The sequence below is a fragment of the Cryptosporangium sp. NPDC051539 genome (assembly GCF_044454545.1).
Taxonomy (GTDB): Bacteria; Actinomycetota; Actinomycetes; order Mycobacteriales; family Cryptosporangiaceae; genus Cryptosporangium.
Window position 1 is genome coordinate 256,089 of record NZ_JBITDV010000012.1, and the last position, 16,286, is coordinate 272,374.

The window sequence follows — 16,286 nt, forward strand, 5'->3', positions numbered from 1 at the left end:
AAAGTCTGGGTTACCAAGCCCCGAGTTGGCGTTGACTCGTTGACAGGACTTCCATCCGGAAGGCATCGTTCCGGCATTGCTGTTATGCAATGTGAATCGCTGCCTCGCAATGTGAGATGACGCCGAGCGAGAGCGCCATGACGGGAGGGACGCTATGCGGGTGATGATGCAGACCGCTTTCGGTGGTCCCGAAGCCGTGAGCGCGCAGGACGTCCCGGTCCCGACGATCGGCCCGGACGAGGTGCTGATCGAGGTCGCGGCCTGTGCGGTGAACCGTATGGATCTCCTCCAGCTGGCCGGCCCGGCGCTGCTGCCCGGCTTCTCGCTACCGCACGTGGCGGGCATGGACGTGGCCGGCACGGTCGTCGAGGCCGGTGAGCGCGTCACCGGCCTGACGCCGGGCGCGCGGGTGGTCGTCGACCCCACCTACGGCTGCGGCGACGAGCACTGCGTCTTCTGCGCGGCCGGCGACTTCGGGTACTGCCCCAGCGTCCAGGTGCTCGGGGGCAACCGGCCCGGCGGCTTCGCGCAGTACGTCGCGGTGCACGCGGCCCAGTGCCACCCGGTACCCGACGAGGTCGCGCTGACCACCGCCGCCGCCCTGCCGAGCTCCTGGAGCACCGCCTACCACGCGCTTTTCGGAGTGGGCGGGCTCGTGGCCGGCGAGACGATCCTCGTCCAGGCCGCCGCCAGCGCGGTCAGCCTGGCCGCGATCCAGCTGGCGATGGACGCCGGGGCACGGGTCATCGCGGTTACCAGCAGTGAGGCCAAGATCGACGCCGTGCGCGCGCTCGGTGTGGAGCATTGCGTCCCGCTGGGCGCCGATCCGGTCTCCTACGTGCAGGAACTCACCGGTGGCCGGGGTGCGGAGATCGTCCTCGACCATGTCGGCCCGGCCACTTGGCCGGTGTCGATGAGCACTTTGGGTATCCGCGGACGTCTAGTGTTCATGGGACAGACCAGCGGGGATCAGGTCACCTTCGGTCTGCCCGGTGCGTACCACCGCGAACTGGCCCTTCTCGGCTCCGGCGCCTACACGCCGGACGATTTCCGGCGGGCGCTGACCGCGTTCTGGTCCGGGAAACTGACCGCTCCGATCGCCGCGCAGCTGCCGCTGGCGGAGTTGCCGGCCGCGTTCGACCGGCTCACGGACCGGACCACGATCGGAAAGGTACTGGTGACGCCATGACGCTGCTGGTCGTGGGCGGCGACGTCGTCACGATGGCGCCCAGCCGCGAGATCCTCACCGGGACGACGATCGCGGTCGTCGACGGCCGGATCGCCGCGCTCGGCACCGCGGACGCACTGCGCAGCCGCTACCCGGGCGCGACCGAGCTGGACGCGACCGGCTGCGTCGTCACGCCGGGCCTGATCAACGCCCACCAGCACACCACCGCCGACCCGCTCACCCGCAGCGGCATCCCGGACGACATCGACGCCCAGAGGGCGATCTTCGACTGGGCTGTGCCCCTGCACAACGCGCACACCGGCGGAGACGACGAGATCTCGGCGATGCTGACCGGCGCCGAGTCGCTCCGCCGGGGCGTCACCACGATCATCGAGCCGGGCACCGTGGCCTACCCGCTGCGGGTGGCGGCCGGTCTCCGGAAGGTCGGCGTCCGGGCCCGCCTCAACGGCTGGGGCTGGGACGCCGAGGGGCTCCCGTTCGCCGCGCCGGCCGACGAGGTACTGGCCCGCCAGGAGGAGATCGCCACCGAGATCGGCACGACCGGACGCGTCGCCGCCTGGATCACGCTGCTCGGCCACGACCTCGTCTCAGACGCGCTGATGCAGGGTGCCGTCGAGCTCGCCGAACGTCTCGATACCCGGATGACCTGGCACATCTCGCCCGGCCAGAACGACATCGAGGGCTACGCGAAGCGAGCCGGTCACCGCCCGGTCGTGCACATGCACAAGATCGGCGTCCTCGGGCCGCGTCTGCTGCTCGGCCACGCGGTGTGGCTGGACGACGACGAGGTGGACGCGGTCGTCGAGACCGACACCGCGGTCGCCTCCAGCCCGGGCGCGTACCTCCGGCTGGGCCAGGGGTTCACCCGGGCCAACCGGCACGTCGAGCTGATCCGTCGCGGCGCCCGGATCGCGCTCGGCTGCGACTCGCACAACGCGAACGACGTCCCGGACATCCTGCGCGCGGCCATGCTCTTCAGCGGTCTCTCGCTCGACCGCGGCGACGACCGGCCGGTACACGCCCACGAGGCGCTCGCGCTGGCCACGATCGACGGGGCCGCGGCGATCGGCCTCGGCGACGAGATCGGCTCGATCGAGGTCGGCAAGGCGGCCGACCTGGTCGTTTTCGACACCACCGACCCGGTCTGGACGCCCCGCGGCGACGAAGCGCTGCAGCTGGTGTGGGGCGCGCCCAGCCACACCGTGCGCGACGTCGTGGTGGACGGCGAGATCGTCGTCCGCGACCAGGAACTGCAGAACGTCGACTACGACGACCTGCGCCAGTGCGCGGCGGAGAACTCCCACCACCTGCTCCGCCGCACCGGCATCACCCCGTTCCGACGCTGGCCGCGGGTCACCGCGGCCGAGCTCGAGGCATCCTCGGCACCGCCGGCCGCGCCCGAGGAACTCGCCGAAACCACTGACCGCGCCGCCGGGAGAACAGGAGTGGACGCATGCCCGTAATCGACCTGGCCGGCCGCACGCCCGCGCAGAAGCAGGGGCTGATCTCGCAGCTGGTCGTCCCGCGGCCGATCGCGATGATTTCGACGACCGACCCGGACGGCAACCTGAACGTGGCGCCGTTCAGCTATTTCATGCCGGTCTGCGGCGAGCCGCCGACGATCGCGGTGACGATCGGGACCGTCCGCGAGGCGACCCCGGAGCCGAAGGACACCTGGGTCAACCTCCAGCACTCCGGCGAGTTCGTCATCAACATCACGAGCGTCGCGCTGGCCGACCACATCGAGACCGCGGCCAAAGAGTTTCCGGCCGGGTTCAACGAGGCTGAGCACGTCGGCTGGGAGACGATTCCGTCGCAGGTAGTCGCCCCGCCGTCACTTGCCGCCAGCCCCGCACACATGGAATGCCGCGTCCAGGAAGTAATCGACCGTGGCGATCCCACGTCGTGCTTCTCGGGCGTCCATATCGTCCTCGCCGAGGTCGTGTGCATCGTCGCCGACGAGGCCATCCTGGCCGGTCCTAATCGGATCGACCCCACTAAGGTCTCCCCGGTCGGCCGGATGGGCTTTCCCTGGTTCGTCGCAGCCGCCGGCGAGGCTCTCTTCGAACAGGAACGCATCGCTTACTCCGCTTGACCCGTCATCGCCGTCCGGCGAACCCCCCGTGCACTGGACGGCATCGAATTGCAAGGCTCCACGCACCTCGGAAGGACTTCAACTCCAATGAGACTCACCACTCGAGCGGTACGTGTCGCGGCCGCCGCGGCATGCGTCGCAGTCTCTCTCGCGGCCTGTACCAGCCCGAGCGACACGGCCGACACCACCAGCTCTTCGTCCAGCGGCTCCAACGCGCTGAAGGAGCCGGACGTCAATGGCGACGGCAAGGTCATCGTCGGCGTCCTCAGCCCGGGCGACCTGAACGACAACGGCTACTACGAGAGCTTCGTCGCCAAGGCCGAGGCGTTCACCAAGTCCAAGGGTTGGACGCTCATCAAGGTGGGCTCGATCAACCCGGCCGACGCGCTCAACCAGGCTCGTAACCTGTGCCGCCAGAAGGTCGACCTGGTCGCCCTCGGCGCGGCCGAGCTGAAGGACGCGATCCCGGCCTCGGCCGAGTCCGTCTGCAAGAACACCGCCTGGTACGTCCCGTCGTCCGCCGACATCAAGCAGACGCCGCAGATCTCGATCTCCCGGGACTTCATCAACGAGACGCTGCTGGCGGCCGGTTACGCCAACGGTCTGCTGATGCAGGAGAAGAAGTACACGAAGGCCGGCTACATCAGCGGCCCGGAGCTGGACTTCTCGGTCCAGGCGGCCAAGGCGTTCAAGGCCGGTATCCGCGAGGTCGTGCCGACGGCGACGCTGGCCACCACCTACACCGGTGACTTCAACGACTCGGCGAAGGCCAAGGAAGCCGCCACGGCGCAGATCCAGCAGGGCGCCAAGGTCGTCTACCCGTACCTCGGTGGCGCCACCGACGCGGTCGCCGCGCTGGCCACCCCGGCCAACGGGCTGCTCATGTCGACGCCCGGCACCGACCGGTGCGGCGAGCCCGGCAACAAGTTCGCCGTCTCGGTGATCTTCGACCCGGGTGAGTACTTCAACGCGGCTCTGACGGACTTCGCGGACGGCAAGCTCAAGATGGGCGTCTCCCGCGACTGGCACCTGGGCAAGGACTCCGTTCCGACCGTCAAGATCTGCAACGGCTCGGCCGACCAGAACGCGAAGCTGAAGCAGTTCATCTCCGACATCGGCAGCGGCAAGGTTAACCCCGACACCGAAGTCACCAAGCTCGGAGGCTGACGTTGACCGACGGCCTGAACGAAGCTCCGCGCACTCTCGAGGCGCCGGCGCTCGAGCTCCGTGGCGTGACGAAGTGTTTCGGTCCGGTCGTCGCCTGTGACGCTGTGGATCTCGCCGTTCGTAGCGGCGAGATCCACGGCCTCCTGGGGGAGAACGGAGCCGGCAAATCCACGCTGATGAAGGTGCTCCTCGGCTTGGTCCAGCGGGACGAGGGCGTCATCATGCGCAGCGGCAACCAGGTCGAGGTGCCGACGCCCCAGGCGGCGGTCGAGCTCGGCCTGGGCATGGTCCACCAGCACTTCAGCCTCATCGAGTCGCTGACGGTCTGGGAGAACGTGAGCCTGGGGGAACCCGGGCGCATCAAGCGCGACGAGATCTGCGACCAGATCAAGGAGGTCGGCACCCGCTACGGGTTGCCGATCTCGCCGGTGGCCAGGGTCGGTGACCTGTCCGCGGGCGAGCGCCAGCGGGTCGAGATCATCAAGTGTCTCCGGCGCGACCCCGAGGTGCTGATCCTGGACGAGCCGACGTCGGTGCTCACGATGGCCGAGTCGCAGGAGCTCTTCGAGGTGCTCCGCGACGTGGTCAACCGCGAGAACCGCGCGGTGATCCTGATCAGCCACAAGCTGGCCGAGATCATGGCCGCCACCGACCAGGTGACGGTACTGCGGAAGGGCTCGGTCGCCTTCCGCTGCGCGACCCCCGAGACGTCGCCGCGCGAGCTCGCCAAGCAGATGGTCGGCCGTGAGGTCTCGCTGCACGCCGAGGGCGCCGCCCTCGGTCTGATCAGCGAGGACACCACGCCGGAGGCGGTCCAGGCCGCTGTCGACGACGCTCCGGCCAAGACCGGGACGATCGACGAGAGCGGGACCCCCGCGCTCGCTCTGGACGACGTCGTGGTCAAGGGTGCCGACGGCCGGGTACTGCTCGACAACTTCGGGCTCACGGTGGCGCCGGGCGAGATCCTGGCCCTCTACGGCGTCGAGGGCAACGGCCAGGCGACCCTGGGCGACCTGCTGTCCGGCCTGCTCGAGCCGACGGCGGGCACGGTGTCGATCAACGGCTCGGCGGTGCCGATGAACAAGATCGGCGCACTGCACAAGGCCGGCGTCGGTGTGGTGCCCGAAGACCGGCACCGCTCGGGCGTCGTGCTGGACATGTCGGTGCTCGACAACCTGGTGATGACCGACCTCGGCCGGGTCAGCGGCCGGTTCCTGTTCAAGCGCCGGATGGCCCGGGCGCTGGCCAGTGACCTGATCAAGCAGTTCAACATCTCCACCCCGTCGATCGACACCCCTCTGCGGAACCTCTCCGGCGGTAACCAGCAGCGAGTGGTCCTGGCGCGCGAGCTGTCCACCGACCCCAGTGTGCTGGTGGCCGCGCAGCCCACCCACGGCCTCGACGTCGGGGCCATCGAAGACATGTACGAGCGGCTGCGTGCAGCAGCCGGTCGAGGAGTTGCCGTGCTTCTCATCACGACTGAGCTGGAAGAGGTGATGGCGCTCGCATCCCGGGTCGCCGTGATCTCGTCCGGCCGGATCACCGGTGTGCTCGACATCCACGAGGCCACCGCCGAACGTCTGGGCATGCTGGTCGGAGGCGAAGCCGCATGAGCGAGCACGCCACCGGATCGGCAGCCATGGCCCGCGAGGGCAAACGCAAGCTGCCGAACATCGCCGAGCTGATGCGCCCGAGCGAGCGCGGCGTGCAGGTCACGCTGATCACGATCGTCGCGGTCGCGGTCGCGGTCGGTCTGTCGATGGTGCTGGTCTCGGTCACCGGCGGTTCGCCGATCGATGCGGCGAACGCCCTCTACACCGGTAGCGTCGCCGACGTCTCGGCCTGGAGCGAGACGCTCAAGGCCGCCGCACCGCTGCTCCTGGTGGCCCTCGGTGCCTGCATCAGCAACCGGGCCGGCGTGTTCAACATCGGCCAGGAGGGCCAGCTCCTCCTCGGTGCCGCCGCCGGGGCGTACGTGGCGCTGCACCTCGCCCTGCCGGGCCCGATCGTGGTGCTCCTGAGCCTGCTGGCCGGCGCCGCCGTCGGTGGCCTGTGGTCCGGGGCCAGCGCGGTCATGAACTACACCCGCGGTGTGAACATCATCGTCAGCACGCTGCTGATGTCGTTCATCGCGATCCAGGTCGTCAGTTACGCGGTGTCGGTGCAGTGGCTGCTGCAGGCGCCGCGGGCGTCGGCCGACAGCATCGCGTCGCCCGAGTCGGCGCAGCTTCCGGAGGCCGTCCGGCTGATGGGCTTCGGCCAGTACCCGAACCTGGAGATCGGCGGCGGGCTCGTCATCGCGCTGGTCCTCACGATCGTGCTGGCCATCCTGCTGGGCCGCAGCCGCTGGGGTTTCCGGCTCAACATGCTCGGGCTCAACCCGATGGCCGCGCGCCACGCCGGTGTGCGGGCGTCCTACCTGGGTGGTTCGGCACTGTTCCTGTCCGGCGCGTTCGCCGGTCTGGCCGGTGCGGTGATCCTCTCCGGATCGGTGTTCCGCCTGCAGCCCGCGCTCTCCAACAACTTCGGCTGGGACGGTCTGCTGGTCGCGCTCATCGCGCGCAGCCGCCCGATCGCGGCCATCCCGGTCGCGCTGCTCTTCGGCGCGCTCCGCTCCGGGTCGAGCTTCCTCGCCTCGACCGGTGTCCCGAACTACCTGGTGGACGTCGTCCAGGCCCTGTTGGTACTGGCCTTCGTCGTGCCACCGGTGCTGGCCCGGGTGCGGTCGCGTGGGCGGGCCGAGGCCTCGACGCCGCCGTCCGAGCCGGTTCCGGCCGCGACCACCGAGCCGGAGAAGGTGACCGCGTAATGGGCACCGAAGAGATCACCACGATCCTCTCGAGCACGCTTCGCCTGACCGCGCCGCTGGCGTTCGCCGCCTGCGGTGAATACCTGGCCGAGCGGGCCGGCACCCAGAACATCTCGGTCGAGGGCATGATGCTCGGCGGTGCGTTCGGGTCGGTCGCGGTGGCCAGTGCCACCGGCAGCGCGACGACCGGTCTGCTGGCCGGCGCGATCGTCGGCCTGGTGGTCGGCTGGCTGCACGGGAACCTCTCGCACCGCGTGCAGATCAACACGTTCGTCGTCGGTCTGGTGCTCAACGCGCTGGTGCTGGGTCTGACCAGCTTCCTGATCGCGATCAGCACCTTCGACGCGCACCAGGTCGGCCAGGTCGGCATCCCGGGCCTGAAGGACGTCCCGATCCTCGGGCCGTTCTTCGAGCAACGCTGGCCGATGTACCTGCTGTTGCTGATCGTCCCGCTCACCTGGTACCTGGTCGAGCGCAGCCGCTGGGGCCTGAACCTGCGTGCCGTCGCCGACAACCCGCAGGCGGCCGACGTCACCGGTCTGAAGGTCAACAAGCTGCGGCGCCAGGCCCTGCTGTACTGCGGCCTGATGTCCGGACTGGGCGGTGCCTACCTGGCCACCGGCGAGGTCGGCACGTTCAACGCGAACATGACCGCCGGACGAGGCTTCATCGTCATCGCCGCCGTCATCTTCGGTGCCTGGCGCTTGAAGGGGACGCTCATCGGCTGCCTGGTCTTCGGGTTCGCCGACGCGCTCCGGCTGGCGCTGCCGGCGCTCGGTGTCCAGCTGAACTCGCAGCTGCTGGTCGCCGCGCCGTACCTGATGGCGCTGCTGGCGATGATGCTGTTCGCCAGCAAGAGCCGCGAGCCGCGTGCCCTCGGCAAGCCGTTCGTCCGCGGGATCACCTGATGGCGGCCGGCGCCGCGCGAGAGTTCGCGGAGCGGCTGCACGCCGCCCCGATCCCGCGCGGCACCGAGCCCGCCCCGGTGTTCAGTGCGGCGACGGCGTCGCGTCGCCGTCCGGCCGAGGTCAGTGACCTGGCCGGGCGGCTCGATCCGGCCGCCGAGGCCCCGTACGGCTCGAACCTGCCCCTGCGCGGTACGCGGCCGGGCGTAGGAAAAGAAACGGACCCGCAGACGCTCGCGGGCGCGGCGGAAGTGCTGCGGGCGGGCGCGATGCGCAGCATCGACCTGGTGGACGCCGCTCTGGCGGTCGCCGACAAGACCGACGCCGAGCTCGGCCTGTTCCACTCCCGCTTCGCGGACGCGGCCCGGACGGCGGCCGAGCGGGTCGACCGGGCGCTGGACGCCGGTGAGGCACTCGGCCCGCTGGCCGGCCTGCCGCTCGGCATCAAGGACCTGCTGACCACTCTGGACGGTCCGACGACCGCGGGCAGCCTGGTGCCGCCGGACGACGACCGGCAGGACGCGACCGCGGTCGCGCGCCTGCGTGCGGCCGGTGCGGTGATCGTCGGAAAGACGCTGACGTCGGAGTACGGCTGCGGTTCGCCGGACCCGTCCAAGCCACTCCCGGTTCCGCGCAACCCCTGGGACGTCACCCGCTGGACCGGCGGTTCGAGTGCCGGCAACGCGGCCGGGCTGATCGCCGGGGCGTTCCTCGGCGCGCTGGGCACCGACTCCGGCGGCAGCATCCGCATGCCGTCCGCGTTCTGCGGAACCACCGGCCTCAAACCCACCTACGGACGCGTGCCCCGCACCGGCGGAACGCCGATGGGCTGGTCGACCGACACGATCGGGCCGATGGCGACCACCGCCCGCGACTGCGCACTGCTGCTGGAAGCGATCGCCGGCCCGCACCCGGGGGACGCGAGCACCGCCGACGTGCCGGTGCCGCGCTACACCTCGTCGCTGACCGGGGATCTCCGCGGAGTCCGGATCGGGGTCGACCGGCTCTCTTCCCCGGTGGCCGATCCGTCGCTCCCGGGAGTGTTCGAGGCGGCTCTGGCCGAGCTGGTGGCGCTCGGCGCCGACCTGATCGAGGTGTCCGTGCCGCTGTACCCGGAGATCGCCGCCGCCTCGATCGTGATCACGCTGAGCGAGGCGCTCGCGTACCACCGGGCCGACTTCGCTCTGCGCCGCGCGGATTTCTTCGCCAACACGCTCGCGACGATCGGGGTGGCCGACGACTTCACCGCGGCCGACTACGTCCAGGCGCAGCGGGTCCGGCGGGCCGGCCAGGAGGCGGTTTCGGAGCTCTTCGACGGTGCTCCCGGTGTGGACCTGATCGTGACGCCGACCGCGGCCGTCGCGGCCACGCCGTACGACCGGCTGGACCGGATGTTCGAAAGCGGCGAGTTCTTCGCCGTCCACGCGCCGTACTGGAACGTGGTGGGGAACCCGGCGCTGTCCGTGCCGATGGGCTTCACCGCGGCGCGGATGCCGCTCGGCCTCCAGATCGTCGGTGCGCCGTTCGACGAGGGGCTGGTGCTGCGCGCCGGGGACGCGTATCAACAGCGGACGGTGTGGCACGCGGCGCGGCCCGATTCTGGGGGGAAGTAGTGACGGTAGTGGTGGGGCTGCATCTGGGCAGCGACTCGGCGAGAGCCCTGGCGCTGGGGCCCGACGGCGAGATCGCCGCGCGGGCCTATGCGCCTTACCCCGGTGCGATCGGCTGGCCGGCCGGTTTCGCCGACCCGGCGGGCTGGCTGACCGGTGTCGCCGACGCGCTCGCCGCGCTCCACTCCGAGCTGCCCGCCGACCGTCCGTGCGCGGCGATCTCGCTGGGCGGCCAGAGCCCGACGACCGTGCCCGCGAACGGCGGGCTGGCGGTCACCTACCGGAACCCGGCCGGGGCCACCGGCACGCCGGCCGAGCAGCACGCGGCTCAGCTCGCGTTGCTGACCGAGAGCGACCCGCTGCAGGTCTACGACTGGCTCTCGGTCCGGCTGGGTGCCGACGCGGCCCAATCGCGCTGGCCCGGAGACCCGGAGCTGTCCGGGTACGGGCCGGTCGTGTGCACCGGGGAGTTGCTCGGGCACACCGACGGCAGCCACGGTCTGCCGGCCGGTATCCCGCTGGTCGCCGGCGCGCAGGACGCGTACCTGGCGTTCTGGGCCGGTGCGCTGGACTCTCCCGGCCGCGGGATGGACCCCGGTGGCCGCACCGGCGGCATGGCGGTCGTGGTGCCCTCCGGTGAGCGGCTGCCGGGGATGTACGCGCTGCGCAGCGCGCTGTCCGGGCTCGACATCCTGGGTGGGCCGGTGAGCGGCCACGGGCTGATGCTGGACTGGCTCCGGACGGTCACCGGGCTGGGAATCCCGGAGCTGATCGACCTGGCTTCGTCGGTGCCGCCGGGTTCGGACGGCGTCCTCGTGCTGCCGTACCTGGAGGGGGCGAGGGCCCCGCGCTGGAACCGCGCGCTGCGTGCGGAGATCGTCGGCCTCGGGTCGGACACCGGGCGTCCGCAACTGGCGCGGGCGGTGCTGGAGGCGACCGCGTACGGACTGGCGCACGTGGCGTCCGGGCTGGCGGCCGGCGGCGTGCAGCTGACGACGCTGGTGACCGCGGGGAACCCGGCGCGCAGCCCGCTCTGGAACCTGATCAAGGCCTCCGTGCTGGAGGTGCCGGTCGAGGTGCCCGCGGAGACCGACCTGGCCGCGTTCGGTGCGGCGCTGTCGGCCGGGGCGGGCGTGGGCTGGTGGCCCGGTCCGGGCGCGTGCACGACGCAGAGCTGGCCGCGCCCCGCCGTGACGATCGTGGATCCCGAGCCCCAGGAGGCCTACCGCGAGGGCTACGCGCGCTTCCTGGAGCTCGGGGCAGCGTCCGAGGCACGCGAGCCCGTCTAGACGCGCTGGAAGGCGCCGACGGCCGCGTCCCGCTGGTCCGGGGCTAGCGGCGGCGGTAGGCCGCTTCGGTGAGGGCTCGGGGGCGGTCGCCCGCGCCGGTCTGGTGCAGGTTCACCCCCGGGGCCACGACCTCGTCGATCCGGTCCAGGATCTCGTGGGAGAGCGTGATCTCGGCCGCGCCGATCTGCGACTCGAGCTGCTCCATCGTGCGCGGGCCGATGATCGCCGCGGTGACCGCGCGGTGCGAGGTCACGAACGCGAGCGCGAGCTCGATCAGCGTGATTCCCGCTTCCTTGGCGATGTCTTCGAGCGCCTCGATCCGGGAGAGCTTCGCGTGCCGGGCGTCGTCGGCGCGGAAGTCGAAGTGGTCGGCGTTGGTCGCTGCCCGGGAACCCGCGGGCGGCTCGGACCCCGGCCGGTACTTGCCGGTGAGCCAGCCGCCGTTCAGCGGGCTCCAGACCAGCACTCCGAGGCCGTACCGCTCGGCCACCGGCAGCGCGTCGTACTCCGCGTGGCGGTCGAAGATCGAGTAGCTCAGCTGCTCGGTGCGGAACCGCTCGTGGCCACGGCGGTCGGACACCCACTGCGCCTCGACCAGGTCGCCGGCCGGGAAGTTCGAGGTGCCGATCGTCCGGACCTTGCCCTGGCGGACCAGGTCGGAGAGCGCGCCGAGCGTTTCGTCGATGTCGGTGTCGGGGTCGGGCCGGTGCATCTGGTAGACGTCGAGGTAGTCGGTGCCGAGGCGGCGCAGCGAGTCCTCGACGGCCTTCGTCACCCAGCGGCGGCTGCCGCCGGAGCGGTTCACCGGGCCCGGCCCGACCGGCTCGCAGAACTTGGTGGCCAGCACGAGGTCGTCCCGGCGGCCCTTGATCGCCTTGCCGACGATCTCCTCGGTCTCGCCGAACGCGTACACGTCGGCGGTGTCCAGCGTGTTGATGCCTGCGTCCAGTGCGGCGTGGACGATCCGCACGCAGTCGTCGTGATCGCGGTTGCCCCAGGCGCCGAACATCATGGTGCCGAGCACCAGCGGGGTAACACGGACGCCGGAACGGCCGAGAAGTTGCGTGCGCAACGGGTTTCCTTTCCAAGGCGGTGGACCCCGGCGCAGACCGGCGCACGAGGGCCGGCCCCATTCGGCGCTGGGAACCACGCGCAAAACCGATACAGCGCAACCTTTGCACAACCGGCCCGCGACCCTCATGGTTCGCGGAAGCAGAGTGTGACGAACTTCTTTGTCTCCCCGGCACATTCAGAGCCTTCGTGCCCCTCAGTACGGTGGTCGTAACGCCAGAGCGCAGGGCCAGGGCTGAATCGAAGGAGTACCCCGTGGCGGACACGAAGTTGACGCAGGCACGGTGGACGCACGTCGCGTTGCCGTCCGGCGACCTCGACAAGTCCATCGAGTTCTACACCTCCCTGACTCCGCTGGTCGTGCTGGAGCGGTTCTCCGACGCCGACGGCCAGAGCGCGTGGCTGTCGCACGACAAGCAGGTCGACAGCCCGTTCGTGCTGGTCCTGGTCGACTTCAACAAGGACCACGGCGGCCGGCACGGCCAGCTCACGCCGTTCGCGCACATCGGCATCGAGGTGCCGAACCGTGAGGACGTCGACGCGATCGCGGCCCAGGCCCGGGAGATGGGCAACCTGCACTGGGAGCCCCAGGACATCGGTGGCCAGGTCGGCTACGTCTGCGCGCTGAAGGACCCCGACGGGAACGTCATCGAGATTTCCCACAACCAGAAGGTCTTCTCGACGATTCGCGAGAAGTGGGGCAACTGATCCGGGCGATCGTCGAGCGTTACCTGGCGGCACTCAATGCCGGGGACGCCGACGCGGTCGCGGCGTGTGTCACCGACGACTTCGTCAACGAGCACACGTCCGCGGCCGGCCACAGCCTGCGGGGCCGCCCGGCCTATCGAGCGCGACTGACCGGATTCCTGGCCGAGTTCGAGAACCTGCACTACGACGTCGAAGACCTCCTGGTCGACGACGACCGGGCCGCCGTCGCCTACCGGATGACGTTCCGCTTCCGGGGCACGCCGGTCGCGGTGCGCGGGATGTTCTGGTTCCGCGTGTCGAACGGCTTGATCGCGCATCGGCGCGACTACTGGGACGGCAAGACCGTCGAGCAGCAACTCACGCCCGAATCGCCGGTGTGATCCGGCTGGGCCGCAGTAAACCCTTTCTAGGAGAAACACGATGACCGTCACCACGGACCTGTCCCCGGTCACCGGGCCGGCAGCCTGGCGCGGCGACCAGCTGCAGCACGAGAAGACCTGGATCTACCAGCTCAACGAGGCCGAGATCGCCGAGCTGGAGACCGTCGGCCGCAAGTTCGTCGAGGACGACCCCGACCTGCGCACGGTGACCAGGGCGGACTACCCGCTGCCGGTCTGCGCCCCGGCCGTCGAGCAGTGGGCGAACGACATGGACCGCGGTCGCGGTTTCGTGCTGATCCGGGGCCTCAAGACCGAGCTCTACTCGGACGCGCTCTCCGGCGCGATCTTCTACCTCACCGGCCTGCACCTCGGTGTGCCGATGAAGCAGAACGAGCTGGCCGACCTGATCGACCACGTGATCGCCACGTCGACCAAGACGATGGACGACCCGTCGGCGCTGTCGTCGCGCGTCGCCGACAAGCTCGTGTTCCACTCCGACAGCTCGGACGCGGTGGCGCTGTTCTGCCTCCGTCCGGCGAAGGAGGGCGGCGCGTCCAGCCTGGTCTCCGGCGCCCAGATCTACAACGAGATCCTGCAGCGTCGTCCGGACCTGGCTCCGCTGCTGCACGAGCCGTTCTACTTCGACTGGTACAAGCAGGACCACGACGCCCCGGAGAAGACGTACACCTCTCCGATCGTGAGCATCAAGGACGGCGTGTTCAGCATGTACGCCGGTTCGACGTACATCTTCACCGCGCAGGACTACCCCGAGACGCCTCGCCTGACCGAGCAGCAGATCGAGGTCATCAAGCTGTTCGACGAGATCACCTACGAGCCGGGCATGGCGCTGGACATGGACTTCCAGCCCGGTGACATCCAGTGGGTCAGCAACTACGCCGCTCTGCACTCGCGGACCGCGTTCGTCGACTACCCGCAGTACGGCCGCAAGCGCCACCTGCTGCGCCTGTGGCTGAAGCGCGACAGCGACCGGCCACTCGTCGACAAGTTCGGCAAGCACGTCGTGAAGGCGCGCGAGGAGGACCGCGAGGACACCTCGGGCGTCGAGGACCTCGGCCAGTTCTCGGTGAAGACCGCCGTCGTCCCGCGGATGGACTGGGGCCTGTAAGCCCCGCCGCAGGCGAGCCCCCGACCAGGTACACCCCCTGGTCGGGGGCTGTTTTCATGCGGGGTAGGCGGTGACGGCGGACGCTTTCGTGGTGAGCCAGACGTCCTGGCCCGCGGCCAGGTCCAGGTCGGCGAGCGCGTCCGCGGTGACGTCGACGAGAGCCGGCGGCTCGCCGTCGACCGCGATCCGGATCCGGTCTCCCAGTGCCTCGATGCCGGCGATCCGGCCCCGCCAGGTGTTGCGCGGGCTGCCGTGCGTGGGTTCCGCGCGGTAGACCGCGATCTCCGACGGTCGCACCGCCACGTGGGTGGGCCCCCGCAGTTCGTGGTCCGAGATCACGAACTCGCCCCCCGTCTCCAGAGTGACGCGTCCGCCGGCGGCCGTCCCCCGGTACAGGTTCAGCCCGACGAGCCGGGCGACGTACTCCGTCGCCGGCCTGCGGGTCACCTCGGTCGCGGTGCCCTCCTGGACGATCCGTCCGTCCTCGAGCACGAGCAGCCGGTCGGCGAGGATCATCGCCTCGATCGGGTCGTGGGTGATCACCAGCGACGGCCCGCCGTACGACGTCAGGTGCGAGCGCAGGTCGGTGCGCAGCCGCAGCCGGGTACCCGCGTCGAGCGCGGACAGCGGCTCGTCGAGCAGCAACAGGTCGGGGTCGATCGCCAGCGCGCGGGCGAGGGCCACCCGCTGCGCCTGGCCGCCGGAGAGCTGCCCGGGCTTCTTGGCCGAGTGCTGTTCCAGGCCGACACGGACCAGCCAGTTCCTCGCGGTCTCCCGGGCTTCTCGCTTACGCGTGCCGCGGGCCCGGAGCCCGTAGGCCACGTTCTCCAGCGCCGACAGGTGCGGGAACAGCAGGTAGTCCTGGAACACCACGCCGACCCGCCGCTCTTCGGCCCGCAGGTCGTCGAGGATCCGGCCGTCGAGCTCGATGCGCCCGCCGGTCGTCGGCGTGAGGCCGGCCAGCGCGCGCAGCAGCGTCGTCTTGCCGGCCCCGTTGGGGCCGATCACCCCGAGCACCTGCCGGGGGTGTGCGCTCAGCGTCACGTCCAGACGGAAAGCCGGTCGGTCGACGCGGACGTGGGCCTCGAGGCTCATACTCCGGTTCCCGTCCGGACGACGCGGTCCCGGAGGGCCGCGAGGATCACCACGGAGACGGCCAGCAGCACCAGTGAGAGCGCGATAGCGGCGTCGGGATCGCTCTCCAGGGCCAGGTACACCGCGAGCGGCATCGTCTGCGTGGTGCCCGGGAAGTTGCCCGCGAACGTGATCGTGGCGCCGAACTCGCCGAGCGCCCGGGCCCAGCACAGCACCGCGCCGGCCAGTACGGACGGGGCGACGAGCGGCAGCGTGACACGACGGAACGTCGTCCAGCGGCCGGCGCCGAGGCTCGCGGAGGCCTCCTCGAACCGGCGGTCGGCGGCCCGGAACGCGCCCTCGACCGTGATGATCAGGAACGGCATCGCGACGAACGTCTCGGCCAGCACCACGGCCGTGGTGGTGAACGGGATCGTGTAGCCGAACCAGGCGTCGAGGTACCTGCCGACGACGCCGCGGCGTCCGAACGCCAGCAGCAGCGCGACGCCGCCGACGACCGGGGGCAGCACCAGTGGCACGGTCACCAGCGCGCGCAGCAGCGTCTTGCCGGGGAACTCGGCCCTGGCCAGCACCCAGGCCAGCGGGACGCCGAACACCAGGCTCAGTGCGGTGGCCAGAACCGCGCTGAGCAGCGAGAGCTTCAGGGCCTCGAAGACCAGTGGGTCGCTGAGCAGCCGCGGCAGCGACGACCAGGGCGCCCGGACCAGCAGGCCCAGCAGCGGCAGCACGAGGAAGACGATCGCGATGATCGCCGGCACCGACAGCACCGCCGGGGCGCCACCGCGGATCGAGGGCGATCGACGGGCGCGGCCGGGCGTGCCCGCCGAGTGTTCGGCGGGCAC

The 16,286-nt window shown here is 70.6% G+C and carries 15 protein-coding genes; 12 read left to right on the forward strand and 3 right to left on the reverse strand.

The features are described 5' to 3' along the window. Positions 1–163 precede the first annotated feature (163 nt). The 9 genes from ACIBZJ_RS33255 (at position 164) to ACIBZJ_RS33295 (ending at position 11,064) form a co-directional block, all read left to right on the forward strand. Positions 164–1,189 (forward strand): alcohol dehydrogenase catalytic domain-containing protein, encoded by a 1,026-nt coding sequence (locus tag ACIBZJ_RS33255; RefSeq protein ID WP_395936983.1) that lies wholly within the window; start codon positions 164–166, stop codon positions 1,187–1,189. After that, positions 1,186–2,652, forward strand: a complete 1,467-nt coding sequence (locus ACIBZJ_RS33260) for an amidohydrolase family protein (RefSeq protein ID WP_395936757.1) — start codon at positions 1,186–1,188, stop codon at positions 2,650–2,652. The genes ACIBZJ_RS33255 and ACIBZJ_RS33260 overlap by 4 nt, the downstream gene beginning before the upstream one ends. Next, positions 2,643–3,284, forward strand: a complete 642-nt coding sequence (locus ACIBZJ_RS33265; protein WP_395936759.1) for a flavin reductase family protein — start codon at positions 2,643–2,645, stop codon at positions 3,282–3,284. The genes ACIBZJ_RS33260 and ACIBZJ_RS33265 overlap by 10 nt, the downstream gene beginning before the upstream one ends. An 87-nt stretch (positions 3,285–3,371) precedes the next feature. Further along, positions 3,372–4,451: a BMP family ABC transporter substrate-binding protein gene (locus tag ACIBZJ_RS33270; RefSeq protein WP_395936761.1), complete on the forward strand. Its 1,080-nt coding sequence runs from the start codon at positions 3,372–3,374 to the stop codon at positions 4,449–4,451. A 2-nt stretch (positions 4,452–4,453) separates the two neighbouring features. Continuing rightward, entirely contained in the window at positions 4,454–6,064 is a 1,611-nt protein-coding gene (locus tag ACIBZJ_RS33275; protein ID WP_395936763.1) for an ABC transporter ATP-binding protein, read from the forward strand. Continuing rightward, on the forward strand, positions 6,061–7,260 hold the full coding sequence (locus ACIBZJ_RS33280) for an ABC transporter permease (protein WP_395936765.1): 1,200 nt from the start codon (positions 6,061–6,063) through the stop codon (positions 7,258–7,260). Before ACIBZJ_RS33275 ends, ACIBZJ_RS33280 begins: the two co-directional genes overlap by 4 nt. Further along, positions 7,260–8,168 (forward strand): ABC transporter permease, encoded by a 909-nt coding sequence (locus ACIBZJ_RS33285; protein WP_395936767.1) that lies wholly within the window; start codon positions 7,260–7,262, stop codon positions 8,166–8,168. Before ACIBZJ_RS33280 ends, ACIBZJ_RS33285 begins: the two co-directional genes overlap by 1 nt. After that, complete coding sequence (locus ACIBZJ_RS33290) at positions 8,168–9,778, forward strand: amidase (RefSeq protein WP_395936769.1); 1,611 nt, start codon at positions 8,168–8,170, stop codon at positions 9,776–9,778. Before ACIBZJ_RS33285 ends, ACIBZJ_RS33290 begins: the two co-directional genes overlap by 1 nt. Further along, positions 9,778–11,064, forward strand: a complete 1,287-nt coding sequence (locus ACIBZJ_RS33295) for an FGGY-family carbohydrate kinase (protein ID WP_395936771.1) — start codon at positions 9,778–9,780, stop codon at positions 11,062–11,064. Before ACIBZJ_RS33290 ends, ACIBZJ_RS33295 begins: the two co-directional genes overlap by 1 nt. A 43-nt stretch (positions 11,065–11,107) precedes the next feature. On the opposite strand, the gene ACIBZJ_RS33300 is transcribed toward ACIBZJ_RS33295, so the two are convergent. Next, entirely contained in the window at positions 11,108–12,076 is a 969-nt protein-coding gene (locus ACIBZJ_RS33300; RefSeq protein ID WP_395936985.1) for an aldo/keto reductase, read from the reverse strand. A 314-nt stretch (positions 12,077–12,390) separates the two neighbouring features. Between ACIBZJ_RS33300 and ACIBZJ_RS33305 the strand changes: the two genes are divergently transcribed. The 3 genes from ACIBZJ_RS33305 to ACIBZJ_RS33315 are packed head-to-tail and all read left to right on the forward strand — an operon-like array spanning position 12,391 to position 14,349. After that, positions 12,391–12,843 (forward strand): VOC family protein, encoded by a 453-nt coding sequence (locus tag ACIBZJ_RS33305; protein ID WP_395936773.1) that lies wholly within the window; start codon positions 12,391–12,393, stop codon positions 12,841–12,843. Further along, positions 12,831–13,223 carry a nuclear transport factor 2 family protein gene (locus ACIBZJ_RS33310; RefSeq protein ID WP_395936775.1) on the forward strand — a complete coding sequence of 131 codons (393 nt, stop codon included), beginning with the start codon at positions 12,831–12,833 and terminating at the stop codon, positions 13,221–13,223. Before ACIBZJ_RS33305 ends, ACIBZJ_RS33310 begins: the two co-directional genes overlap by 13 nt. Positions 13,224–13,263: 40 nt before the next feature. After that, on the forward strand, positions 13,264–14,349 hold the full coding sequence (locus tag ACIBZJ_RS33315; protein ID WP_395936777.1) for a TauD/TfdA family dioxygenase: 1,086 nt from the start codon (positions 13,264–13,266) through the stop codon (positions 14,347–14,349). A 54-nt stretch (positions 14,350–14,403) separates the two neighbouring features. On the opposite strand, the gene ACIBZJ_RS33320 is transcribed toward ACIBZJ_RS33315, so the two are convergent. Beyond that, positions 14,404–15,444, reverse strand: a complete 1,041-nt coding sequence (locus ACIBZJ_RS33320) for an ABC transporter ATP-binding protein (RefSeq protein ID WP_395936779.1) — start codon at positions 15,442–15,444, stop codon at positions 14,404–14,406. Next, positions 15,441–16,286: an ABC transporter permease gene (locus tag ACIBZJ_RS33325; protein ID WP_395936781.1), complete on the reverse strand. Its 846-nt coding sequence runs from the start codon at positions 16,284–16,286 to the stop codon at positions 15,441–15,443. The genes ACIBZJ_RS33320 and ACIBZJ_RS33325 overlap by 4 nt, the downstream gene beginning before the upstream one ends.